General features: G+C 71.8%; 21 protein-coding genes. 8 read left to right on the top strand and 13 right to left on the bottom strand.

The window, feature by feature from the left end:
* Positions 1–34: 34 nt before the first annotated feature.
* Positions 35–529 carry an inorganic diphosphatase gene (locus tag ACZ68P_RS10280; protein WP_003968257.1) on the top strand — a complete coding sequence of 165 codons (495 nt, stop codon included), beginning with the start codon at positions 35–37 and terminating at the stop codon, positions 527–529.
* Positions 530–651: 122 nt separating this feature from the next.
* Complete coding sequence (locus ACZ68P_RS10275) at positions 652–2298, top strand: threonine/serine exporter family protein (protein WP_471004939.1); 1647 nt, start codon at positions 652–654, stop codon at positions 2296–2298.
* Between the two features lie 71 nt (positions 2299–2369).
* Here the strand turns inward: ACZ68P_RS10275 and ACZ68P_RS10270 are convergent, their stop codons facing one another.
* Positions 2370–3065 (bottom strand): DedA family protein, encoded by a 696-nt coding sequence (locus tag ACZ68P_RS10270; protein WP_471004771.1) that lies wholly within the window; start codon positions 3063–3065, stop codon positions 2370–2372.
* Positions 3066–3240: 175 nt separating this feature from the next.
* On the opposite strand from ACZ68P_RS10270, the gene ACZ68P_RS10265 reads away from it, so the two are divergent.
* The 3 genes from ACZ68P_RS10265 to ACZ68P_RS10255 all read left to right on the top strand — a co-directional run bounded on the left by ACZ68P_RS10265 (position 3241) and on the right by ACZ68P_RS10255 (position 6510).
* A complete protein-coding gene (locus tag ACZ68P_RS10265) occupies positions 3241–3609 on the top strand; it encodes a YbjQ family protein (protein WP_365712698.1) in 369 nt (122 codons plus the stop codon).
* 182 nt (positions 3610–3791) lie between these two features.
* A complete protein-coding gene (locus ACZ68P_RS10260; protein ID WP_471004769.1) occupies positions 3792–5072 on the top strand; it encodes an ion channel protein in 1281 nt (426 codons plus the stop codon).
* A 25-nt stretch (positions 5073–5097) separates the two neighbouring features.
* A complete protein-coding gene (locus tag ACZ68P_RS10255) occupies positions 5098–6510 on the top strand; it encodes a glutamate decarboxylase (RefSeq protein ID WP_471004767.1) in 1413 nt (470 codons plus the stop codon).
* A gap of 58 nt (positions 6511–6568) precedes the next feature.
* On the opposite strand, the gene ACZ68P_RS10250 is transcribed toward ACZ68P_RS10255, so the two are convergent.
* The 6 genes from ACZ68P_RS10250 to ACZ68P_RS10225 all read right to left on the bottom strand — a co-directional run bounded on the left by ACZ68P_RS10250 (position 6569) and on the right by ACZ68P_RS10225 (position 12163).
* Entirely contained in the window at positions 6569–7333 is a 765-nt protein-coding gene (locus ACZ68P_RS10250; protein ID WP_471004765.1) for an ABC transporter permease, read from the bottom strand.
* Positions 7330–8289 (bottom strand): ATP-binding cassette domain-containing protein, encoded by a 960-nt coding sequence (locus tag ACZ68P_RS10245; RefSeq protein ID WP_471004763.1) that lies wholly within the window; start codon positions 8287–8289, stop codon positions 7330–7332. Before ACZ68P_RS10245 ends, ACZ68P_RS10250 begins: the two co-directional genes overlap by 4 nt.
* Before the next feature lie 87 nt (positions 8290–8376).
* Positions 8377–9015, bottom strand: coding sequence for a PadR family transcriptional regulator (locus tag ACZ68P_RS10240; protein ID WP_471004761.1), 639 nt, complete (start codon positions 9013–9015; stop codon positions 8377–8379).
* A 66-nt stretch (positions 9016–9081) separates the two neighbouring features.
* Entirely contained in the window at positions 9082–9621 is a 540-nt protein-coding gene (locus ACZ68P_RS10235; protein ID WP_471004759.1) for a DinB family protein, read from the bottom strand.
* Between the two features lie 136 nt (positions 9622–9757).
* Positions 9758–11215, bottom strand: coding sequence for an aldehyde dehydrogenase family protein (locus ACZ68P_RS10230; protein WP_471004757.1), 1458 nt, complete (start codon positions 11213–11215; stop codon positions 9758–9760).
* Between the two features lie 75 nt (positions 11216–11290).
* Complete coding sequence (locus ACZ68P_RS10225) at positions 11291–12163, bottom strand: helix-turn-helix domain-containing protein (protein WP_365712714.1); 873 nt, start codon at positions 12161–12163, stop codon at positions 11291–11293.
* 322 nt (positions 12164–12485) lie between these two features.
* Between ACZ68P_RS10225 and ACZ68P_RS10220 the strand changes: the two genes are divergently transcribed.
* Positions 12486–12983, top strand: coding sequence for an ATP-binding protein (locus ACZ68P_RS10220; RefSeq protein WP_471004755.1), 498 nt, complete (start codon positions 12486–12488; stop codon positions 12981–12983).
* A gap of 108 nt (positions 12984–13091) precedes the next feature.
* Here the strand turns inward: ACZ68P_RS10220 and ACZ68P_RS10215 are convergent, their stop codons facing one another.
* From ACZ68P_RS10215 to rpmG, 4 genes are all read right to left on the bottom strand, one after another.
* Positions 13092–13304 carry a DUF397 domain-containing protein gene (locus ACZ68P_RS10215; RefSeq protein ID WP_471004937.1) on the bottom strand — a complete coding sequence of 71 codons (213 nt, stop codon included), beginning with the start codon at positions 13302–13304 and terminating at the stop codon, positions 13092–13094.
* A gap of 246 nt (positions 13305–13550) precedes the next feature.
* Positions 13551–14813: a CobW family GTP-binding protein gene (locus ACZ68P_RS10210; protein WP_471004753.1), complete on the bottom strand. Its 1263-nt coding sequence runs from the start codon at positions 14811–14813 to the stop codon at positions 13551–13553.
* A complete protein-coding gene (locus ACZ68P_RS10205; protein ID WP_471004751.1) occupies positions 14813–15079 on the bottom strand; it encodes a type B 50S ribosomal protein L31 in 267 nt (88 codons plus the stop codon). Before ACZ68P_RS10205 ends, ACZ68P_RS10210 begins: the two co-directional genes overlap by 1 nt.
* 3 nt (positions 15080–15082) lie before the next feature.
* Positions 15083–15247: a 50S ribosomal protein L33 gene (rpmG, locus tag ACZ68P_RS10200; RefSeq protein ID WP_329877375.1), complete on the bottom strand. Its 165-nt coding sequence runs from the start codon at positions 15245–15247 to the stop codon at positions 15083–15085.
* A 63-nt stretch (positions 15248–15310) separates the two neighbouring features.
* On the opposite strand from rpmG, the gene rpmB reads away from it, so the two are divergent.
* Both rpmB and rpsN read left to right on the top strand, forming a co-directional pair.
* Entirely contained in the window at positions 15311–15547 is a 237-nt protein-coding gene (rpmB, locus tag ACZ68P_RS10195; RefSeq protein WP_471004748.1) for a 50S ribosomal protein L28, read from the top strand.
* Positions 15547–15852: a 30S ribosomal protein S14 gene (rpsN, locus tag ACZ68P_RS10190; protein ID WP_471004746.1), complete on the top strand. Its 306-nt coding sequence runs from the start codon at positions 15547–15549 to the stop codon at positions 15850–15852. The genes rpmB and rpsN overlap by 1 nt, the downstream gene beginning before the upstream one ends.
* Before the next feature lie 49 nt (positions 15853–15901).
* Here rpsN and ACZ68P_RS10185 read toward each other — a convergent pair whose 3' ends face one another.
* The gene (locus ACZ68P_RS10185; protein ID WP_471004744.1) at positions 15902–16705 is read right to left on the bottom strand and encodes a hypothetical protein; all 804 of its coding nucleotides are present in this window, start codon (positions 16703–16705) and stop codon (positions 15902–15904) included.
* The gene (locus ACZ68P_RS10180) at positions 16702–17268 is read right to left on the bottom strand and encodes a SigE family RNA polymerase sigma factor (RefSeq protein ID WP_471004742.1); all 567 of its coding nucleotides are present in this window, start codon (positions 17266–17268) and stop codon (positions 16702–16704) included. The genes ACZ68P_RS10185 and ACZ68P_RS10180 overlap by 4 nt, the downstream gene beginning before the upstream one ends.
* Positions 17269–17431: the final 163 nt, after the last annotated feature.

Genomic DNA, 17431 nt, shown 5'->3' with positions numbered 1-17431 from the left:
GCATTCACATGTGTTGATTCAGGAGGAGCCACCCGTGGAGTTCGACGTCACCATCGAGATCCCGAAGGGGTCGCGGAACAAGTACGAGGTCGACCACGAGACCGGTCGCATCCGCCTGGACCGTCGCCTCTTCACCTCGACCAGCTACCCGGCCGACTACGGCTTCGTCGAGAACACCCTCGGCGAGGACGGCGACCCGCTGGACGCGCTGGTCATCCTGGACGAGCCGACCTTCCCCGGCTGTCTGATCAAGTGCCGCGCGATCGGCATGTTCCGCATGACGGACGAGGCCGGCGGCGACGACAAGCTGCTGTGCGTCCCCGCTTCGGACCCGCGCGTCGAGCACCTGCGCGACATCCACCACGTGTCGGAGTTCGACCGCCTGGAGATCCAGCACTTCTTCGAGGTCTACAAGGACCTGGAGCCGGGCAAGTCGGTCGAGGGCGCCGACTGGGTCGGCCGCGCCGAGGCCGAGGCCGAGATCGAGGCCTCCTACAAGCGCCTGGAGGCGCAGGGCGGCGCCCACTGAGTGGGTCCGCGTCCACGTCGTGACGGGCGGTGCACCTTCGGGTGCGCCGCCCGTCTCGCGTCACGCCGTATGCCCATGCCCATACTGGGCAGACGGGGCGAATGGGAATGAGGACCAGCGCAGTGGTGGCGGAGCCAGACGGGCCGGAGGACCGCAAGCCGCAGTCGGACGAGGCACGGAGCGCCTTCACCCCGCCGGCCGGGGTCGAGCAGCCCGTGCCGCCGGAGGAGGAGCATCCGACCTCCGAGTTCGCTCTTCCCGACGGGCTGGCGCCCGAGCCGCCGGCGGAGCAGGAGGGTTCGGCGTTCGCGCCGCCGTCGACGTACTCCGCGAAGCACTCGCCGCCGGTCTTCACCCCCGCGCACGGCATCCCGCTGGTGAGGCTGTCGAAGGACGCGCCGTGGCAGGACCGGATGCGGACCATGCTGCGGCTGCCGGTCGGGGAGCGGCCGGTGCCGGAGGCGGCGCGCAAGGAGGACGAGACCGGGCCGTCGGTGGGGCGTGTGCTCGACCTGACGCTGCGTATCGGTGAGCTGCTCCTGGCGGGTGGCGAGGGCGCCGAGGACGTCGAGGCGGCCATGTTCGCGATCTGCCGTTCGTACGGCCTGGACCGGTGCGAGCCGACGGTCACCTTCACGCTTCTGTCGATCACGTACCAGCCGTCGCTGGTGGACGATCCGATCACGGCGAACCGGACGGTACGGCGGCGGGGCACCGACTACACGCGGCTGGCGGCGGTCTACCAGCTGCTCGCGGACATCAACGCGGAGGCGCACGAGGTCACGCCGGAGGAGGCGTACCGGAGGCTGGCGGAGATCCGCCGTAACCGGCATCCGTACCCCGGTTGGGTGCTGACGGCGGCGGCCGGTGTGCTGGCGGGCGCGGCGTCGCTGCTGCTCGGCGGCGGGGCGACGGTCTTCTTCGTGGCGGCGCTGGGCGCGGTGCTCGGTGACCGGCTGGCGTGGCTGTGCGCGGGGCGCGGGCTGCCGGAGTTCTACCAGTTCCTGGTGGCGGCGATGCCGCCGGCGGCGATGGGCGTGCTGCTGACGCTGCTGCACGCGGATCTGCTGCCGTCGGCGGTGATCACGGGTGGGCTGTTCGCGCTGATCCCGGGGCGGGCGCTGGTGGCGGCGGTCCAGGACGGTCTGACCGGCTTCTACATCACGGCCTCGGCCCGGCTGCTGGAGGTCGGGTACTTCTTCGTGGCGATCGTGGTGGGTGTGCTGTCGGTGCTGTACGTGGCCGTGCAGTTCGACGCTCAGCTGAATCCGGAGGGTGTGCTGGACCCGGTCGAGCGGCCGGTGGTGCAGATCCTGGCGTCGATGGTGCTGTGCGCGACGTTCGCGATCCTTTTGCAGCAGTCGCGGGACACGGTGCTGTTCGCGACGCTGAACGGCGGGGTGGCGTGGGTGATCTACGCGTCGATCGCGGTGACGGCGGACGGGTCGACGGTGATGGCGACGGCGGTGGCGGCGGGCCTGGTGGGTCTGTTCGGGCAGCTGATCGCGCGGTACCAGCACACGTCCTCGCTGCCGTACGTGACGGCGGCGATCGGGCCGCTGCTGCCCGGTTCGGCGACCTACTTCGGTGTCCTCGCGATCGCCCAGAACAATCTGGACCAGGGGTTCGCGTCCTTGGCGAAGGCGGCGGCGCTGTCCCTGGCGATCGCGATCGGGGTGAACCTGGGCGGGGAGCTGGCGCGGCTCTTCATGCAGGCTCCGGCCGCGGCGGCGGCCCGCCGCGCGGCGAAGCGGACCCGAGGCTTCTAGGGCGTGTGGAGAAACGCCCCGGCCCCCGCCGGAAGGGCGGGGGCCGGGGCGTGGTCATACCGGGCGGGGCTTCAGCGCTTGGCGTGGCGGCCGCGCTCGGGGGCGTCGGGGGCGTCGTCGGAGGCGCCCTGGGTGCGGGCGGCCTTCTTGGACTGGGAGCGGGCGCGCAGGTACTCGATCACGATCGGGACCACGGAGATCGCGACGATCAGGATCAGGATCGCCTCGATGTTCTTGTGCACGAACTCGACCTTGCCGAGCGAGGCGCCGAGCAGCGTCACGCCCGCGCCCCACAGGACGCCGCCGATGATGTTGAAGGTGATGAACGAGCGGTAGTTCATCCGGCTCACACCGGCGATGATCGGCGTGAACGTACGGACGATCGGCACGAAGCGGGCGAGGATCAGCGACTTCGGTCCGTGCTTCTCGAAGAACTCGTGCGCCTTCTCGACGTTCTCCTGCTTGAAGAGCTTGGAGTCGGGGCGCTTGAAGAGGGCCGGGCCGACCTTCCGGCCGAAGAGGTAGCCGACCTGGTCGCCGATGATCGCCGCGGCCACGATCAGCGTGCAGACCAGCCACAGGGGCTGGTCGAGCTTGCCGGTGGTGACCAGCAGGCCGGTGGTGAAGAGCAGCGAGTCACCGGGCAGGAAGAACCCGATGAGCAGGCCGGACTCGGCGAAGACGATGACCAGGACACCGATGAGACCGAAGGTCTGGATCAGATAGTCCGGGTCCAGCCAGCTCGGTCCGAGGGCAAGCGTATTCACGGGTTCCGGGCTCCTGCGGTCGGTGGGGCAAGGGGGGACGGCTGCCCCAAAGTATCAACGCTTTCTCGAGGCCCCGGGTTCCAGTGCCCTCTCCCGGACCGCTCCGGGATGCGGCCGTGACCCGCCGGCCCGAGGCTGGGGGGACGACCCGACCGGCAGCAGGAGGTGGATGCGGATGGGCATCGAGGACTACGGAGGCGGCCAGGGGCCGCAGTCGGATGTGCTGGTCGTCACGACCAACGACGTGCCCGGCTACGAGGTCCGGCAGGTGATCGGCGAGGTCTTCGGGCTGACCGTGCGCTCACGCCACCTGGGCAGCCAGATCGGCGCGGGCCTGAAGTCGATGATCGGCGGGGAGCTGAAGGGGCTGACCAAGACCCTGGTGGAGACCCGCAACCAGGCGATGCAACGGCTGGTGGAGCAGGCGCAGGCGCGGGGCGCGAACGCGGTGCTGATGTTCCGGTTCGACGTGTCGGAGGCGGCCGACGTGGGCACGGAGGTCTGCGCGTACGGCACGGCGGCGGTGATCGCCCCCCGGAGCTGAGGCCGGCCACGGCGGCGGTGATCGCCCCCGGAGCTGATGCTCCTCGACAGCGGAGCCGGTCCGGGGCCGGAGGCGGCGAAACCCTCCGGACGCGCGTCCGGGAGCGCGTTCCGTCGGCGGTGAGGCGCGCGTCGCCGAACCGAGGCGCCTTATGCGGCTTTTGTGCACTTATGGTGAGGTCCGTGGCTACTGATACCCCTTCAGCTCCGCCCGCACCGCCCACACCGGTCCACGTCCTGCTCCCCCAGGTCCTGCCCGCCCTCGTGATCGGCGTGGGGGCGAGCCTGCTCTACGTCGGGATCAGCAAGGCCGCCGACCGGCTCCGGGACGTGCTGTGGACGACCCTGCCGGACGCCCTCGGCATCGGCGGGTACTCCTCGCTCTGGATGATCGTGATGCTCACCGCGACCGGCATCGCCGTCGGGCTCGTGGTCTGGAAGGTGTACGGGCACGCAGGCCCGGATCCGGCCTCCATGGGGCTCGGCGGCTCACCGCTCCCACCCGGGGTGGTGCCCGGACTGCTGGTGGCGAGCATGCTCGCGCTGGCCGGCGGGGTCAGCCTCGGCCCGGAGAACCCGATCATCGCCGCCAACATCGCGCTCGCCTACTGGCTCGGCCACAAGGTCGCCCCGCAGGCGCCGGCGGCGGCCTGGGTGGCGCTCGCCTCCTCCGCCACCATCGGCGCCCTGTTCGGCACGCCCGTGGCCGCCGCCCTGGTCATCTCCGAGGCCCTGGTGCAGCGTCCGGGGCAGGGCTCGCTGTGGGACCGGCTGTTCGCCCCGCTGACGGCCGCCGGGGCCGGGGCGCTGACCACCAGGCTGGTCGACCACCCGAGCTTCGAGACGTCGCTGCCGCCGGTGACCCACCCGGGGTGGGGCGACCTCCTCGCCGCGCTGGTGATCGCCACCCTCGCGGCGCTCTTCGGCCTCCTCGGCTGCTACGCCTTCCCCCATGTCCACCGCGCCTTCGGCCGGCTGCGCCACCCCATGGTGATGCTGCCGCTGGGGGGTGTCGTCCTCGGTCTGCTCGGCGCCCTCGGGGGGCCGCTCACCCTCTTCAAGGGCCTGGAGGAGGTCAAACAGCTCACCTCGAACGTCGGCGGCTGGTCCTCCGGCGACCTGGCGAAGATGGCCGCGGTCAAGCTGGTCGCCCTGGTGATCGCCGCCTCCTGCGGTTTCCGGGGCGGCCGGATCTTCCCCGCCGTCTTCATCGGCGTCGCGTTCGGCCTGATGGCCCAGGCGCTCGTCCCGGAGATCCCGCCGGCCGTCGCCGTCTCCGCGGGCGTGCTCGGCATCCTGCTCGCGACCACCCGGCAGGGCTGGGTGAGCCTCTTCGTCGCCGCCGTCCTCGCCTCCTCGACCTCGATCATCGCCCTGCTCTGTCTCGCCTCGCTGCCCGCCTGGCTGGTCGTCACCGGCCGCCCCCAGCTCGAACTGGAGCCGTCCGGCGCCTCCCTGCGCTGAGACGGCCCGCCCGGAAGGAGTCCCCATGCCGCTGCACAAGGGTCCCGACGACCCCGAGCCCGACCGGCGCCTCGCCCTCAACCCGTTCTTCGGCGCGGCCGACCCCGTCGGCGGGATGGCGGAGGCACCCCCGCGCCACCGCCTGCCCGACGGGCCGCTGCCGCCCATGAGCGCCTATCAGCTCGTCCACGACGAGCTGATGCTCGACGGCAACTCACGGCTGAACCTCGCCACGTTCGTCACCACCTGGATGGAGCCCCAGGCCCGCGTCCTGATGGCCGAGTGCCGCGACAAGAACATGATCGACAAGGACGAGTACCCGCGCACCGCCGAGCTGGAGCGGCGGTGCGTGGCGATGCTCGCCGACCTCTGGAACGCCCCGGACCCCTCGGTCGCCGTCGGGTGTTCCACCACCGGCTCCAGCGAGGCGTGCATGCTGGCCGGCATGGCCCTCAAGCGCCGCTGGGCCCAGCGGAACGCCGACCGGTACCCGGGCGGTGCGCGGCCGAACCTGGTGATGGGGGTCAACGTCCAGGTCTGCTGGGAGAAGTTCTGCAACTTCTGGGAGGTCGAGGCCCGGCTCGTGCCCATGGAGGGTGACCGCTTCCATCTGGACCCGCAGGCGGCGGCCGACCTCTGCGACGAGAACACCATCGGCGTGGTCGCCGTGCTCGGCTCGACCTTCGACGGCTCCTACGAGCCCGTCGCCGAGGTCTGCGCCGCCCTCGACGCCCTCCAGGAGCGCACCGGCCTCGACATCCCGGTGCACGTGGACGGGGCCTCCGGCGCGATGGTCGCCCCCTTCGTGGACGAGGACCTGGTCTGGGACTTCCGGCTGCCGCGCGTCTCCTCGATCAACACCTCGGGCCACAAGTACGGGCTGGTCTACCCGGGCGTGGGCTGGGCCCTGTGGCGGTCACCCGCCGAGCTCCCCGAGGAGCTGGTCTTCCGGGTCAACTACCTGGGCGGTGACATGCCGACGTTCGCCCTCAACTTCTCCCGGCCGGGAGCCCAGGTCGTGGCGCAGTACTACACCTTCCTGCGGCTGGGCCGGGAAGGCTACCGGGCGGTCCAGCAGACCGCCCGGGACGTCGCCCGCGGCATCGCCGAACGGATTGACGCCATGGGCGACTTCCGTCTGATCACCCGCGGCGACCAGCTGCCCGTCTTCGCCTTCACCACCGCGCAGGACGTCACGAACTTCGACGTCTTCGACGTCTCGCGGCGGCTGCGCGAACGGGGCTGGCTCGTCCCCGCCTACACCTTCCCGGCCAACCGGGAGGACCTCTCCGTGCTGCGCGTGGTCTGCCGCAACGGCTTCTCGGCCGACCTCGCGGACCTGCTGATCGAGGACCTGGGCCAGCTGCTTCCCGAACTGCGCCGCCAGACGGCCCCGTCGACCCACGACAAGGCGGCCGCCACCGCCTTCCACCACTGACCGAGGTGGGGGGCGCCCCGGGCCGGGGCGCCCCCCACCTCGGTCCGGGTCGCCTCCGTCAGGAGCTCAGTCGCCTGAACCTGCGGACCGCCAGCGGGAAGAACACGACGAGAAGCGCCAGCGGCCACACCACGGCCGCCATCACGTGCCCCGGCTCCCCGCCCGGGTTCCCGAAGAGGTCCCGTACCGCCGTCGCAGTGGCGGACATCGGGTTCCACTCCACGGCCGTGCCCAGCCAGCCGGGCATGCTCCCGGGCAGGGCGAAGGCGTTGGAGAGGAAACCGATCGGCCAGACCAGGATCTGCACGGCCTGGACCAGCTCCGCGCGGCCCGCGACCAGGGCAAGGTAGATCCCGATCCAGAGCATCGCGAAGCGCAGCAGGAGCAGCAGTCCCACCGCCCCGAGGAAGGCCGCGGCGCCTCCGGTCGCCCGCCAGCCGAGGGCGTGGCCGACGCCGATCATCAGCAGCAGTCCGGCCGCCGACTGGAGCATGTCGGCGGACGAACGGCCGACCAGGACCGCCCCGTCGGCCATCGGCATCGAGCGGAACCGGTCGATCACGCCCTTGTTCAGGTCCTGGGTGACGGCGGTCATGGTGCCTTCGAGGCCGAAGACCATGGTCAGCGTGAGCATGCCGGGCACGAGGAAGTCGACGTACTCCCCCTCGACGCCCCGGCCGCCGCCGACGAGATAGCCGAACATCAGCAGCATCATGATCGGGAAGACGAGTCCGACGACCACCTGGACCGGCTGCCGGGCCCAGTGGGCCAGCTCGCGGCGGGTCATGGTCCAGCAGTCGCTCATCACGTACGCGGCGCTCATGCGGCCATCTCCTTCTCGCTCGGGGCCTGGCCGGGCGCGTCCGTCAGGTGCAGGAAGACCTCGTCGAGCGTCGGCCGCCGCAGGGCGATGTCCTCCGCCTCGATCCCGGCCGCCTCCAGGGCGCGGACGGTCTCGGACAGCGCGCCCATCCGGTCCGTCACGGGCGCGCTGATCCGCCGCAGGTCGGTGTCGACCGCCACGTCGGCGGCGGGCAGCAGCCGGGCCGCCTCGGCGAGCCGGCCCGCGTCCCGCAGGACGACGTCGATCCGGTCGCCCCCGACCTTCGCCTTCAGCTCGTCGGCGGTGCCGTCGGCGACGACCCGCCCCCGGTCCACGACCGAGATGCGGTCGGCGAGCTGGTCGGCCTCCTCCAGGTACTGCGTGGTCAGCAGGACCGTCGTCCCTCCGCCGACGAGGGAGCGTACGGACTCCCACACCTCGCCCCGGCCGCGCGGGTCGAGGCCGGTCGTGGGCTCGTCGAGGAAGAGCACGTCCGGTTCGGTGATCAGGGAGGCGGCGAGGTCGAGACGCCTGCGCATGCCACCGCTGTACCGCTTCACCGCCTTGCGGCCGGCGTCCGCGAGCCCGAACCGCTCCAGCAGTTCGTCCGCCCGTGCTCCGGCGCGCCGGGCGCCGAGGTGGTGGAGCCGCCCGAACATCTCCAGGTTCTGCCGGCCGCCGAGCTCCTCGTCCACGGCGGCGTGCTGGCCGAGGAGGCCGATCCTGCGGCGCACCTGGTCCGCCTGGGTTCGGACGTCGAAGCCGGCCACCCGCACCCGCCCCTCGTCGTGCCGCAGCAGGGTGGCCAGCATCCGTACCGTCGTCGTCTTGCCCGCTCCGTTGGGCCCGAGCAGACCGTGCACCGTGCCGCCGCCGACCACCAGGTCGAGGCCGTCGAGGGCCTGTCTGTCTCCGTACCGTTTCCGTGCGCCTTCGACGACGATCGCGTCGGTCATCAGTCTCCTCCAGCCGGAACACCCTAGTAGTCAAACTTGACCACTCGATCGACGGTAAGCCGGTCGACCCTCGTTAGTCAAACTTGATTAGCTTGCGTCTTCCCCGTCGCCCGTCGCGTAGGGGTTCTCCTGCCCCTCCGCGAGAACCCCCACGAAGGGCTCACCGCCCTCACCGGCGAAGGAGTAGGCCCCCGCCTCGATGCGCGCGATCAGGCCGAGCGTCCACTCCTTGCCCGCGTCGGCCGAGTGCACCCAGAGGTGCATGATCTCGCCGATGTGCCCGAGCTGCTCGGGGCCGCCCTCGGGGGTGTAGTACTCGGTGACGGCGGTACGCCACTCGTCGAGCGCCGCCACCCGCCGGCGCAGCAGCTCCACGACCTCCGCCCGGGGCAGGTCGACGATGAAGCCGATGCCGGCCGACAGCACGTCCATCTTCTGGTCGTACGTGGTCAGCGCCTCGCGCAGCAGCGCGAAGTACTCCTCCACACCCTTGTCGGTCACCTCGTACTCGGTCCGCGGCGGCCCGCCGGCCGTGCTCGGCGCGATCTCGTACGCGCGCAGCAGGCCCTGCTTGGCCATCTGCTTGAGCGCGTGGTAGATCGAGCCGGGCTTGGCACTCGACCACTCGTGCGCGCCCCAGAACTCCAGGTCGTTGCGGACCTGGTAGCCGTGGGCGCGGCCGTGCTGGCGGACCGCGCCGAGGACCAGGAGCCGGATCGCCGACATCCCCACCACCTCCACTCGTCAATTTTGACGAGCGTAGCGGGGCGACCGGCCCGCGGGCCCGGCCCCCTAGGCCCCCTGCTCCCGCGCGATGAGCGAGAAGGAGTCCTGGCCGTCGAGGGACTCCCGGATGATGTCGGCGTGCCCGGCGTGCCGGCCGATCTCCTGGACGAGGTGGAGCAGCATCCAGCGCACCGACACCCGCCCGTCCTTCGGGAACCACGGGGCCGGCGGCAGCGGGAAGGTCTCGTCGAGGCTCGGCACCTCGCGGACGAACTCCTCGGTCTCCTTGGCCACCGCCTCCCAGAAGGCCAGCACCTGGGGAACGGTCTCGTCGCCCACCAGGACGAACGCCTCGCCCCAGGTCTCCTTCGTCCGCTGCCGCTCGTTCGGCCGCCCCTGCGCCAGCCGCAGCCAGTTCAGCTCGACCTCGGCAACGTGCTTGATCAGTCCGGACAGGGTCAGCTCGCTCGCGCTGGGGCGGCTCGCCGCCTGCTCCTCGGTGAGGCCGAGGGACGCGCGCCGGACGGCGGCCCGCTGCGCCTCGATGAAGTTGAGGAACGCTCCGCGCTCGTCGCCGGGGGCCTCCGCGGGAACAAGGGCAACCATGATGTCCGCCTTTCACGGCGCGGGCTCTCACACCCGCGCTCACACGCACGAAACTGCCGGTGGGTGCCGGGGAGGCTCTCGCCGGATGCCCCGAGGGACACGTGAAGAGGCGCCCCCCGCGGGAGGCGCCCTGGACCTAGAAGGGGAACCGGCTCCGGCCGTGCTGGACCGAGATCCACTTCTGGGTGGTGAAGGCGTCGATCATCGAGTCGCCGTTCAGCCGCCCGATGCCGGAGTGCTTCTCGCCGCCGAACGGCACGATCGGCTCGTCGTGCACGGTGCCGTCGTTGATGTGGATCATGCCGGTGTGGATGCGCTTGGCGACCCGTACACCGCGCTCGACGTCCCCGGTGTGGACGGCTCCGCTCAGGCCGTAGGGGGTGTCGTTGGCGATCCGCACCGCCTCCTCCTCGCCGTCGAAGGGGACGATCAGCGCCACCGGGCCGAAGATCTCCTGGCTCAGGACGGGCGCGTCGGCCGCGAGGCCGGTCAGGACGGTCGGGGAGACGACGTTGCCGTCCGCCGTCCCGTGCAGCAGCGCCGTCGCGCCCGACTCGACCGTCTGCTCGACGAGCGCCGAGACGGCTTCCGCCTGCTGCGAGTTGATCAGCGGCCCGATGTGGGTGGCGGGGTCGGCGGGATCGCCCACGCGCAGCGTCCGTACCTTGGCGACGAACTTCTCGGTGAACTCCTCCTCCAGCGAGCGGTCCACCAGGATCCGGTTGGCGGCCATGCAGACCTGTCCCTGGTGCACGAAGCGGCTGAAGACGGCCGCGTCCACGGCGTAGTCGACGTCGGCGTCGTCGAGGACGATCAGGGCGCTGTTGCCGCCGAGTTCGAGGACGGCGTGCTTGAAGTTCTGCGCGCAGACGGTGGCGACGTGGCGGCCGACGCTGTCGGAGCCGGTGAAGGAGATGACCTTCGGTATCGGGTGGGTCAGCAGCGCGTCGCCTATCTCGGCGATGTCGGTGACGACGACGTTCAGCAGGCCGGCCGGCAGACCGGCGTCCTCCAGGACCTTGGCGACCAGCGTGCCGCCGCAGATCGGGGTGTTCTGGTGCGGCTTGAGGACGACCGCGTTGCCCAGCGCGAGCGCAGGCGCGACCGACTTCAGGGAGAGGAGGAAGGGGAAGTTGAACGGCGAGATGACGCCGACGACGCCGACCGGAAGGCGGTAGACACGGTTCTCCTTGCCGTCCACCGGCGAGGGCAGGATCCGGCCCTCCGGGCGCAGCGCCAGCTGGATCGCCTCGCGCAGGAACTCCTTGGCGAGGTGGAGCTCGAAGGCCGCCTTCAGCCGCGTCCCGCCCAGCTCGGCGACGATCGTCTCGGAGATCTCCTCCTCGCGGTCCTCGACGATCCGCAGCGCGCGCTCGAAGACGAGCCGCCGGGTGTACGGGTTGGTCTCGGCCCACGCGGTCTGGGCGCGCTCGGCGGCGCGGTAGGCGTGGTCGACCTCGTCGGCGGTGGCGACGGTGATCGAGGCGAGCTTCTCCCCCGTGTACGGGTTGAAGTCGATGATGTCCCACGAGCCGCTGCCCGGCTTCCACTCGCCGTCGATGTACTGATGGGCCAGGTCGGTGAAGTAGGACATGGAACGAGACCCCTTAACCCGCGGATACGGACGTAGTACTGGCGTCAACTGATGTGACGTCATCGTACTGACGTATCAGCTGAGTTGGAGGAGGCCTCGGAGGAGATCACGGCTTTCGGCCGGATCGGGGCTGTCCTTCTGCAGGCGCTCCATCACGCGGGCGTACTGGCCGACCTCCTCGCGCTTGTCGAGGTAGAGGGCGCTGGTGAGCTGCTCCAGATAGACGATGTCGGACAGGTCCGACTCGGGGAAGCTCAGCATCGTGAACGAGCCGCTCTCGCCGGCGTGCCCGCCGAAGCTGAAGGGCATGACCTGGAGCGTGACGCCGGGGTGCTCGGAGATCTCGATGAGATGCCTCAACTGCCCCCGCATCACCGCGCGGTCGCCGTACGGACGGCGCAGGGCGGCCTCGTCGAGGACCGCGTGGAAGTGCGGCGCGCGCTCGGAGACGAGGATCTTCTGGCGCTCCAGGCGCAGCGCGACCCGGCGCTCGATCTCGGCGTGCGATGCCCCGGGCATGCCGCGGCTGACGACCGCGTGGGCGTACGCCTCGGTCTGCAACAGACCGTGCACGAACTGCACTTCGTAGATACGGATCAGGGAGGCGGCTCCTTCCAGTCCGATGTACGTCTGGAACCAGCCGGGCAGGACGTCGCCGAAGCTGTGCCACCACCCGGCCACGTTGGCCTCGCGGGCGAGGCCGAGGAGCGAGCCGCGCTCCATGTCGTCACTGACGCCGTAGAGGGTGAGCAGATCCTCGACGTCCCTGGCCTTGAAGCTCACCCTTCCCAACTCCATACGGCTGATCTTGGATTCGGACGCGCGGATCGAGTAGCCGGCCGCCTCGCGGGTGATTCCGCGCGATTCGCGCAGTCGCCTCAGCTGCGAGCCGAGGAGGATGCGCCGCACCACGCTCCCGCTCGCGCCGCTCGATTCGCCTGCGGTCACGGCTCCAGCCTTCCGTTCGGGGATCTCGGGCCCGGATTCTGCCACTAAACACTTCGGCCCGTACACACTCGATTACGGAAAGGGGCCACGTCCAGGGGCCGTTGGGGAACGGCGCGAAATGATGCGGCAGGAGATTTCCGCAGAATCCGGCACGGGAGGGACAGCTTCGCCGCGTGCACGTGCATCTGCCCTTGCATCCGGTGGTCGCTTTCGGAACCATGGACCCCGCGCAGCCGCGTGTACCACCTCGTGTCGTCGCACCACCAGCACCACGCCGTCGCACCACAGCCGCGATTCGCCGCGATCTCCGGGAGTGCCTCGCATGGGGACGAATGGATCGACCATGCTCGAGCCGTTACGGCAGGGGCTTCCGCCGATCGACCCCGCCGCCGTCTCCACCTCGGTCTCCTGCACCCTGCCACCCCGTTACGACGCGGTGCGCGGCGCCCGGACGTTCACCCGGACCACGCTCTCGCAGTGGGACCTGGGCGACCGTTTCGACGATGTCGCCCTGGTCGTCTCCGAGCTCGTCACCAACGCCCTGCGCCACGCGCTGCCGGCGGACGCACCTCACACGGAAGGCCTGAATCCGCCGGTCCGGCTGCACCTGATGCGCTGGACCTCGCGGCTGGTGTGCGCGGTGCGCGACCCCAGCGACAAGAGCCCGGAGGCGCGCGAGGTCGACGACGACTGCGCCGCCGAGTCGGGCCGGGGGCTCTTCCTCGTCGACTCGTTCAGCGACGGATGGGGATGGCACCCGCTGGCCGGGACGCTCAAGGGCAAGGTGGTCTGGGCGCTGTTCCGGCTGGGTCCCGAGTAGGCCCGCCCGCGCCTCCCGGCCGACGGGCGGGGGAGGCGCGAGGAGACCCGCTCACGCGGGAGGAGGGCCCCGGCGGACGCCGGGGCCCTCCTCCCGCGTGAGCGGGTCTCACACGAGGTGGTCGAACTCCCCGTCCTTGACCCCGAGCAGCAGCGCCTCGATCTCGGCGGGCGTGTAGACGAGCGCGGGCCCGTCGGGGTGGCGGGAGTTGCGCACCGCCACGTTCCCGCCCGGCAACTTGGCGAACTCCACGCAGGAACCCTGGGAGTTGCTGTGCCGGCTCTTCTGCCACACGACACCACACAGTTCCGTGGCCGCCATGCCGTTGTACGCATGATGCGCATGATGCACTGGTAGCTCCCCGAGTTGCTTGGTGCACGTGTCAACTTCCTCGGATCATAGCTGTGTTCATATGCCCCTGCATGAGCAGATGCACGTGCACGTGGGGTGCTGTGTCGACTACGCGACTCTGCGTACCGCCGCCCTACCGGCGGGTACCCAAGGGTGCCATCTCCCGGCCGCCGGACGCGGCGACCGGTGTCGGCCGGCACGGCACGGCGGGACTTCTCAGACCTCCAGGAAGGCGTCGAAGGCGGACGGCAGGCGCTTCCACGCCTCGCGCCCCGCGGCGTACTCGGCGTCGGCGAGCAGGCAGGAGTCGAGGACCTCTGTCAGGGCCTCCGGCTCCAGGCCGGGCGAGGTGAAGACCAGGTGCTGGCAGCGGTCACCGTGCTCGGGATGCCAGTCCAGGGCGGCGGCGGCCCGCCGGACGGGCGGGACCATCTCCCAGGCGGCGTCGGGCAGCGAGGCCAGCCACGGCCCTGCGCTCTCGACGCACAAGGCGCCGCCGGCCGCGTCCCAGGCGAGCAGGGTGTCGGGCCTGTCGGCGAGCCAGAACCGCCCGCGGCTGCGGACCGCGGCGCAGGTCAGCTCCTCCAGGGCCGCGTACAGGCGGCCGGGGTGGAAGGGCCGGTGCCGGCGCCAGACATGGGTGGCGACCCCGCGGGCGTCGCCCTCCTGGGGCAACAGGGCGCAGGCCGGATGCTGGGCGGCGCCGGCCGCCTCGACGTCGAAGCCGGCGAAGGCGGCGGCCACCAGCTCCTCGTCCCGGCCGATCGGCACGCGCAGGGCGGTGGGGTGGAGCTGGGTGAGGAGGGCGCGGTCCTCGTCGTCGGCGTCCGGGCCGTCGAGAAGGGCGAGAACGGGTGCGTACTCCAGCTGGCGCGCCCAGGTGTCGGCCACGGTCCGCCGGTCGGTGGCGGCGGCCGCGAGCCCGGCGTCGGCGAGGTCGTCGCCGTTGCCGAGGTAGGGCAGGACGAGGGCCGGGTCGACGGCGGTGATCACCGCCCCGATCCGGAGCCCGGCCGCGGCGACGACCTCGGCCATCGCCTTGGGCTCGACCGAGTCCCAGAGCTCGACGACCGCGAGGCGGGGCGGACCTCCGGCGGGACGGTCGGCGAGCCGGCGGAGCTCGGGGACCAGGTCCTCGCGCAGGGCGCAGCAGGCGCAGTCGTCGACCAGCGGGGTGTCACCCGTGGACAGGACGCCGGTGGCGTCCCGCACGGTCCGGGCGACCGTCCCGGTCTCCGGGGCGGTCGCGAGGTCGTGGTGGAGCGCCACCGCGCCGGGGACGGCGGCGAGGAGCCGGTCCACGGCGGCGCGGCGGGCGTCGGCGTGCAGTCCCCCGACGAGCGCGACGGTCAGGTCGCCACCGGAGGCGCCGGAGCGGGCGTCGGAGGCGCGGGGGCGGGCGGGCTCGTCGGAGCCCGAGGGGTCGTGGGGCTCGCGGGGGTCGTGGGGGTGGTGGGGGTCGTGGGGGTGGTGGGGCATCAGTTGCCCTCGCGCCGTTCCCGCTCACGGCCGTAGCGCCGCTCGAAGCGCTCCACCCGCCCGGCGGTGTCGAGGACCCGCGCGGTGCCGGTGTAGAAGGGGTGGCTCGCCGAGGAGATCTCGACGTCCACGACGGGGTAGGTCAGGCCGTCCTCCCACTCCACCGTCGTGTCGCTGCCGAGGGTGGAGCGGGTCAGGAAGGCGAAGCCGGCGGCCTTGTCGCGGAAGACGACGGGTCGGTACGGGGGGTGGATGCCGTTCCGCATGGTTCAGCGCTCCTCTCGGAAGTCGACGTGCCGGCCGGCGACCGGGTCGTACTTGCGCAGGGTGAGGCGGTCGGGGTCGTTCCGGCGGTTCTTGCGGGTCACGTAGGTGTAGCCGGTACCGGCGGTGGACCGGAGCTTGACGATCGGGCGGAGTTCGTTGCGGGCCATGGTGTGTAGAGTAAATGAACATGGTTCCCATTGCCAATAAGCCCTCGGAGAGGTAGGTCACCCTTGTCCGCCCACTGCCAGCTGACCGGCGCCCGTCCCGGATTCGGCAACCGCGTCTCGCACTCCCACCGGCGCACGTCCCGCCGCTTCGACCCCAACGTCCAGCACAAGCGCTACTGGCTGCCCGGCGAGGGCCGGCACGTCCGGCTGACGCTCAGCGCCCGCGCGATCAAGACCGTCGACAGGATCGGGATCGAGGCCGCCGTGGCCCGCATCCGCGCCCGGGGCGGGACGGTCTGATGGCGAAGAAGAGCAAGATCGCGCGTGACGAACAGCGCAGGGCGGTCGTCGCGCGGTACGCCCCGCGCCGCGCCGAGCTGAAGGAGATCATCCGCCGGCCGTCCACTCCGGACACCGAACGCGCCGACGCCCTGCGGGAGTTGCGGCGCCAGCCGCGCGACGCGAGCGCGACGCGGGTCCGCAACCGGGATGCCGTGGACGGCAGGCCGCGCGGGCACCTGCGGAAGTTCGGCATCTCCCGGGTACGCCTGAGGGAGCAGGCGCACGCCGGGTTCCTGCCGGGCGTACGGAAGGCGTCGTGGTGACGGGGACGGCCGGCCGTCCCCCCGGGGCGCGGAGGTAGGCCGGGGTGGTTCAGGGCGTGTCCGGCGCGCCGCCGGGGGCGCCCTGGACGCCCTGGACGCCCTGGACGCGGGAAACGGGGGGCAGGTCGGTCAGGAGGCGGCCCGCGCGGTCGTACAGCGCGAGTCCGAGGCCGTCCTGCGACGGCGGGACGTGCGCGTACCAGACGCCCCACCCCGGGCGGTCGGACAGTTCGAGCAACTGTGCAACGGTCTTCCGGCCGTCCGCTCCGGTCAGCTCCACCCGGCCCGCCCGGGAGGTTCCGTAGTAGAGCCCGGAGTGGAAGGCCCCGTCCGCGTCGCCCTCCGACTGGTGGCTGACTCCCGGCTCGGAGAGGTCGATGTTGCCGTCGACCACGCTACGGAAGTTCTCATAGCCGTCCTCCCCCGCCCAGTGCTTGCCCTGGCGGGTCAGCCACACCGTCCAGCCCTTCCCCACGTCCACCCGCTCGCCGGAGCGCACCACGCGGACCGGGCTCGCCGCCGGCGGCGGGACGGTGACCGCGCGGGTGGCGGTCGGGGTCGGTCCGGCGGTGGGCGCGGCGGCGACCCGGGGGACGGCCGGGGGGCCGAGCCGGCCGACGGTCACGGCCGTGACCGTCACGACGCCGAGCACCGCCAGCGCGGCCAGGGCCGCCGTCCGGCGCCGGCGGTGCCTGCGGCCCGCTCGCCGGACGGCCGCCAGCGGCACCGGGCTCGGGGTGACGTCGTGCGCGACCCGCGTGAACGCCTGACGCAGCAGCCCGGCGACGACCGCGTCGTCCTCCGCTGCCGCTTGCGGCACGGGCTCGGGCTCGGGGGGGGATGAGGGGTTCATCGTCGTGCTCCGGAGGAGGCGGGGAACTGCGGGACGGGTGCGGCGGCGAGCAGCGGATGGGCGCGCAGCGCCGCGAGCCCGCGGCGGGCGTGGGTCTTGACCGTGCCGATCGAGCAGTGGAGCACGTTCGCGATCTCCTGCTCGCTCAGGTCCTCCCAGTAGCGCAGCACCATCACGGCACGCTGACGGCCGGGGAGGTCGGCCAGGGCCGCCAGGATCGCGGTGCGCTGTTCGACCGCCTCCGCGTGGCCGGCGTGGGCGTGCCGGGCCGAGTCCGGTAACACCGGGGTGAGCAGGTGGGCCACCCGTCTGCGGCGCAGCCGGCTGAGGTTGTTGTTGATCAGGGCGCGGCGCACATAGAAGTCGATCTCCGAGCGCGGCACCCTCCGCCACCGGCTGTAGACCTTCGCCAGCGTCGTCTGCACCAGGTCCTCGGCCTCGTGGAAGTCGCCGGTCAGCAACTGGGCCGTGCGCACCAGGCGGGGCCAGGCCGCGACGGCGAACGCGGCGAAGCCGTCGTCCTCGGCATCGGACTCGTGCGGCGCGGCGAACTCGTGCGACACGGTGGGGGGACCTCACGATCGTTCGGTGGTGGAAGGCGGGGGCAGGGCCCGCCCCGTGCCGGGCCCTGCCGCCGAACCGCCGCGGAACAGCCGTGGGACAGCTGCGGAACCGCCGCGGAGCGGCTGCGGAAGTGGCACAGGGCAAACTGCGCCACCGCCGCGG

Source organism: Streptomyces sp. NPDC036822 (assembly GCF_055609145.1).
The sequence above is the reverse complement of the archived record's forward strand: the minus strand, read 5'-3'. Positions and strand labels throughout refer to the sequence as shown.

Bases quoted from the DNA above. Each gene is read 5' to 3' on its own strand.
- ACZ68P_RS10265 (WP_365712698.1), top strand. From the start codon at position 3,241: ATGGGCATCGAGGACTACGGAGGCGGCCAGGGGCCGCAGTCGGATGTG.
- ACZ68P_RS10255 (WP_471004767.1), top strand. From the start codon at position 5,098: ATGCCGCTGCACAAGGGTCCCGACGACCCCGAGCCCGACCGGCGCCTC.
- ACZ68P_RS10250 (WP_471004765.1), bottom strand. From the start codon at position 7,333: ATGAGCGCCGCGTACGTGATGAGCGACTGCTGGACCATGACCCGCCGC.
- ACZ68P_RS10245 (WP_471004763.1), bottom strand. From the start codon at position 8,289: ATGACCGACGCGATCGTCGTCGAAGGCGCACGGAAACGGTACGGAGAC.
- ACZ68P_RS10240 (WP_471004761.1), bottom strand. From the start codon at position 9,015: ATGTCGGCGATCCGGCTCCTGGTCCTCGGCGCGGTCCGCCAGCACGGC.
- ACZ68P_RS10235 (WP_471004759.1), bottom strand. From the start codon at position 9,621: ATGGTTGCCCTTGTTCCCGCGGAGGCCCCCGGCGACGAGCGCGGAGCG.
- ACZ68P_RS10230 (WP_471004757.1), bottom strand. From the start codon at position 11,215: ATGTCCTACTTCACCGACCTGGCCCATCAGTACATCGACGGCGAGTGG.
- ACZ68P_RS10220 (WP_471004755.1), top strand. From the start codon at position 12,486: ATGGGGACGAATGGATCGACCATGCTCGAGCCGTTACGGCAGGGGCTT.
- ACZ68P_RS10215 (WP_471004937.1), bottom strand. From the start codon at position 13,304: ATGGCGGCCACGGAACTGTGTGGTGTCGTGTGGCAGAAGAGCCGGCAC.
- ACZ68P_RS10210 (WP_471004753.1), bottom strand. From the start codon at position 14,813: ATGCCCCACCACCCCCACGACCCCCACCACCCCCACGACCCCCGCGAG.
- ACZ68P_RS10205 (WP_471004751.1), bottom strand. From the start codon at position 15,079: ATGCGGAACGGCATCCACCCCCCGTACCGACCCGTCGTCTTCCGCGAC.
- rpmG (WP_329877375.1), bottom strand. From the start codon at position 15,247: ATGGCCCGCAACGAACTCCGCCCGATCGTCAAGCTCCGGTCCACCGCC.
- rpsN (WP_471004746.1), top strand. From the start codon at position 15,547: ATGGCGAAGAAGAGCAAGATCGCGCGTGACGAACAGCGCAGGGCGGTC.
- ACZ68P_RS10185 (WP_471004744.1), bottom strand. From the start codon at position 16,705: ATGAACCCCTCATCCCCCCCCGAGCCCGAGCCCGTGCCGCAAGCGGCA.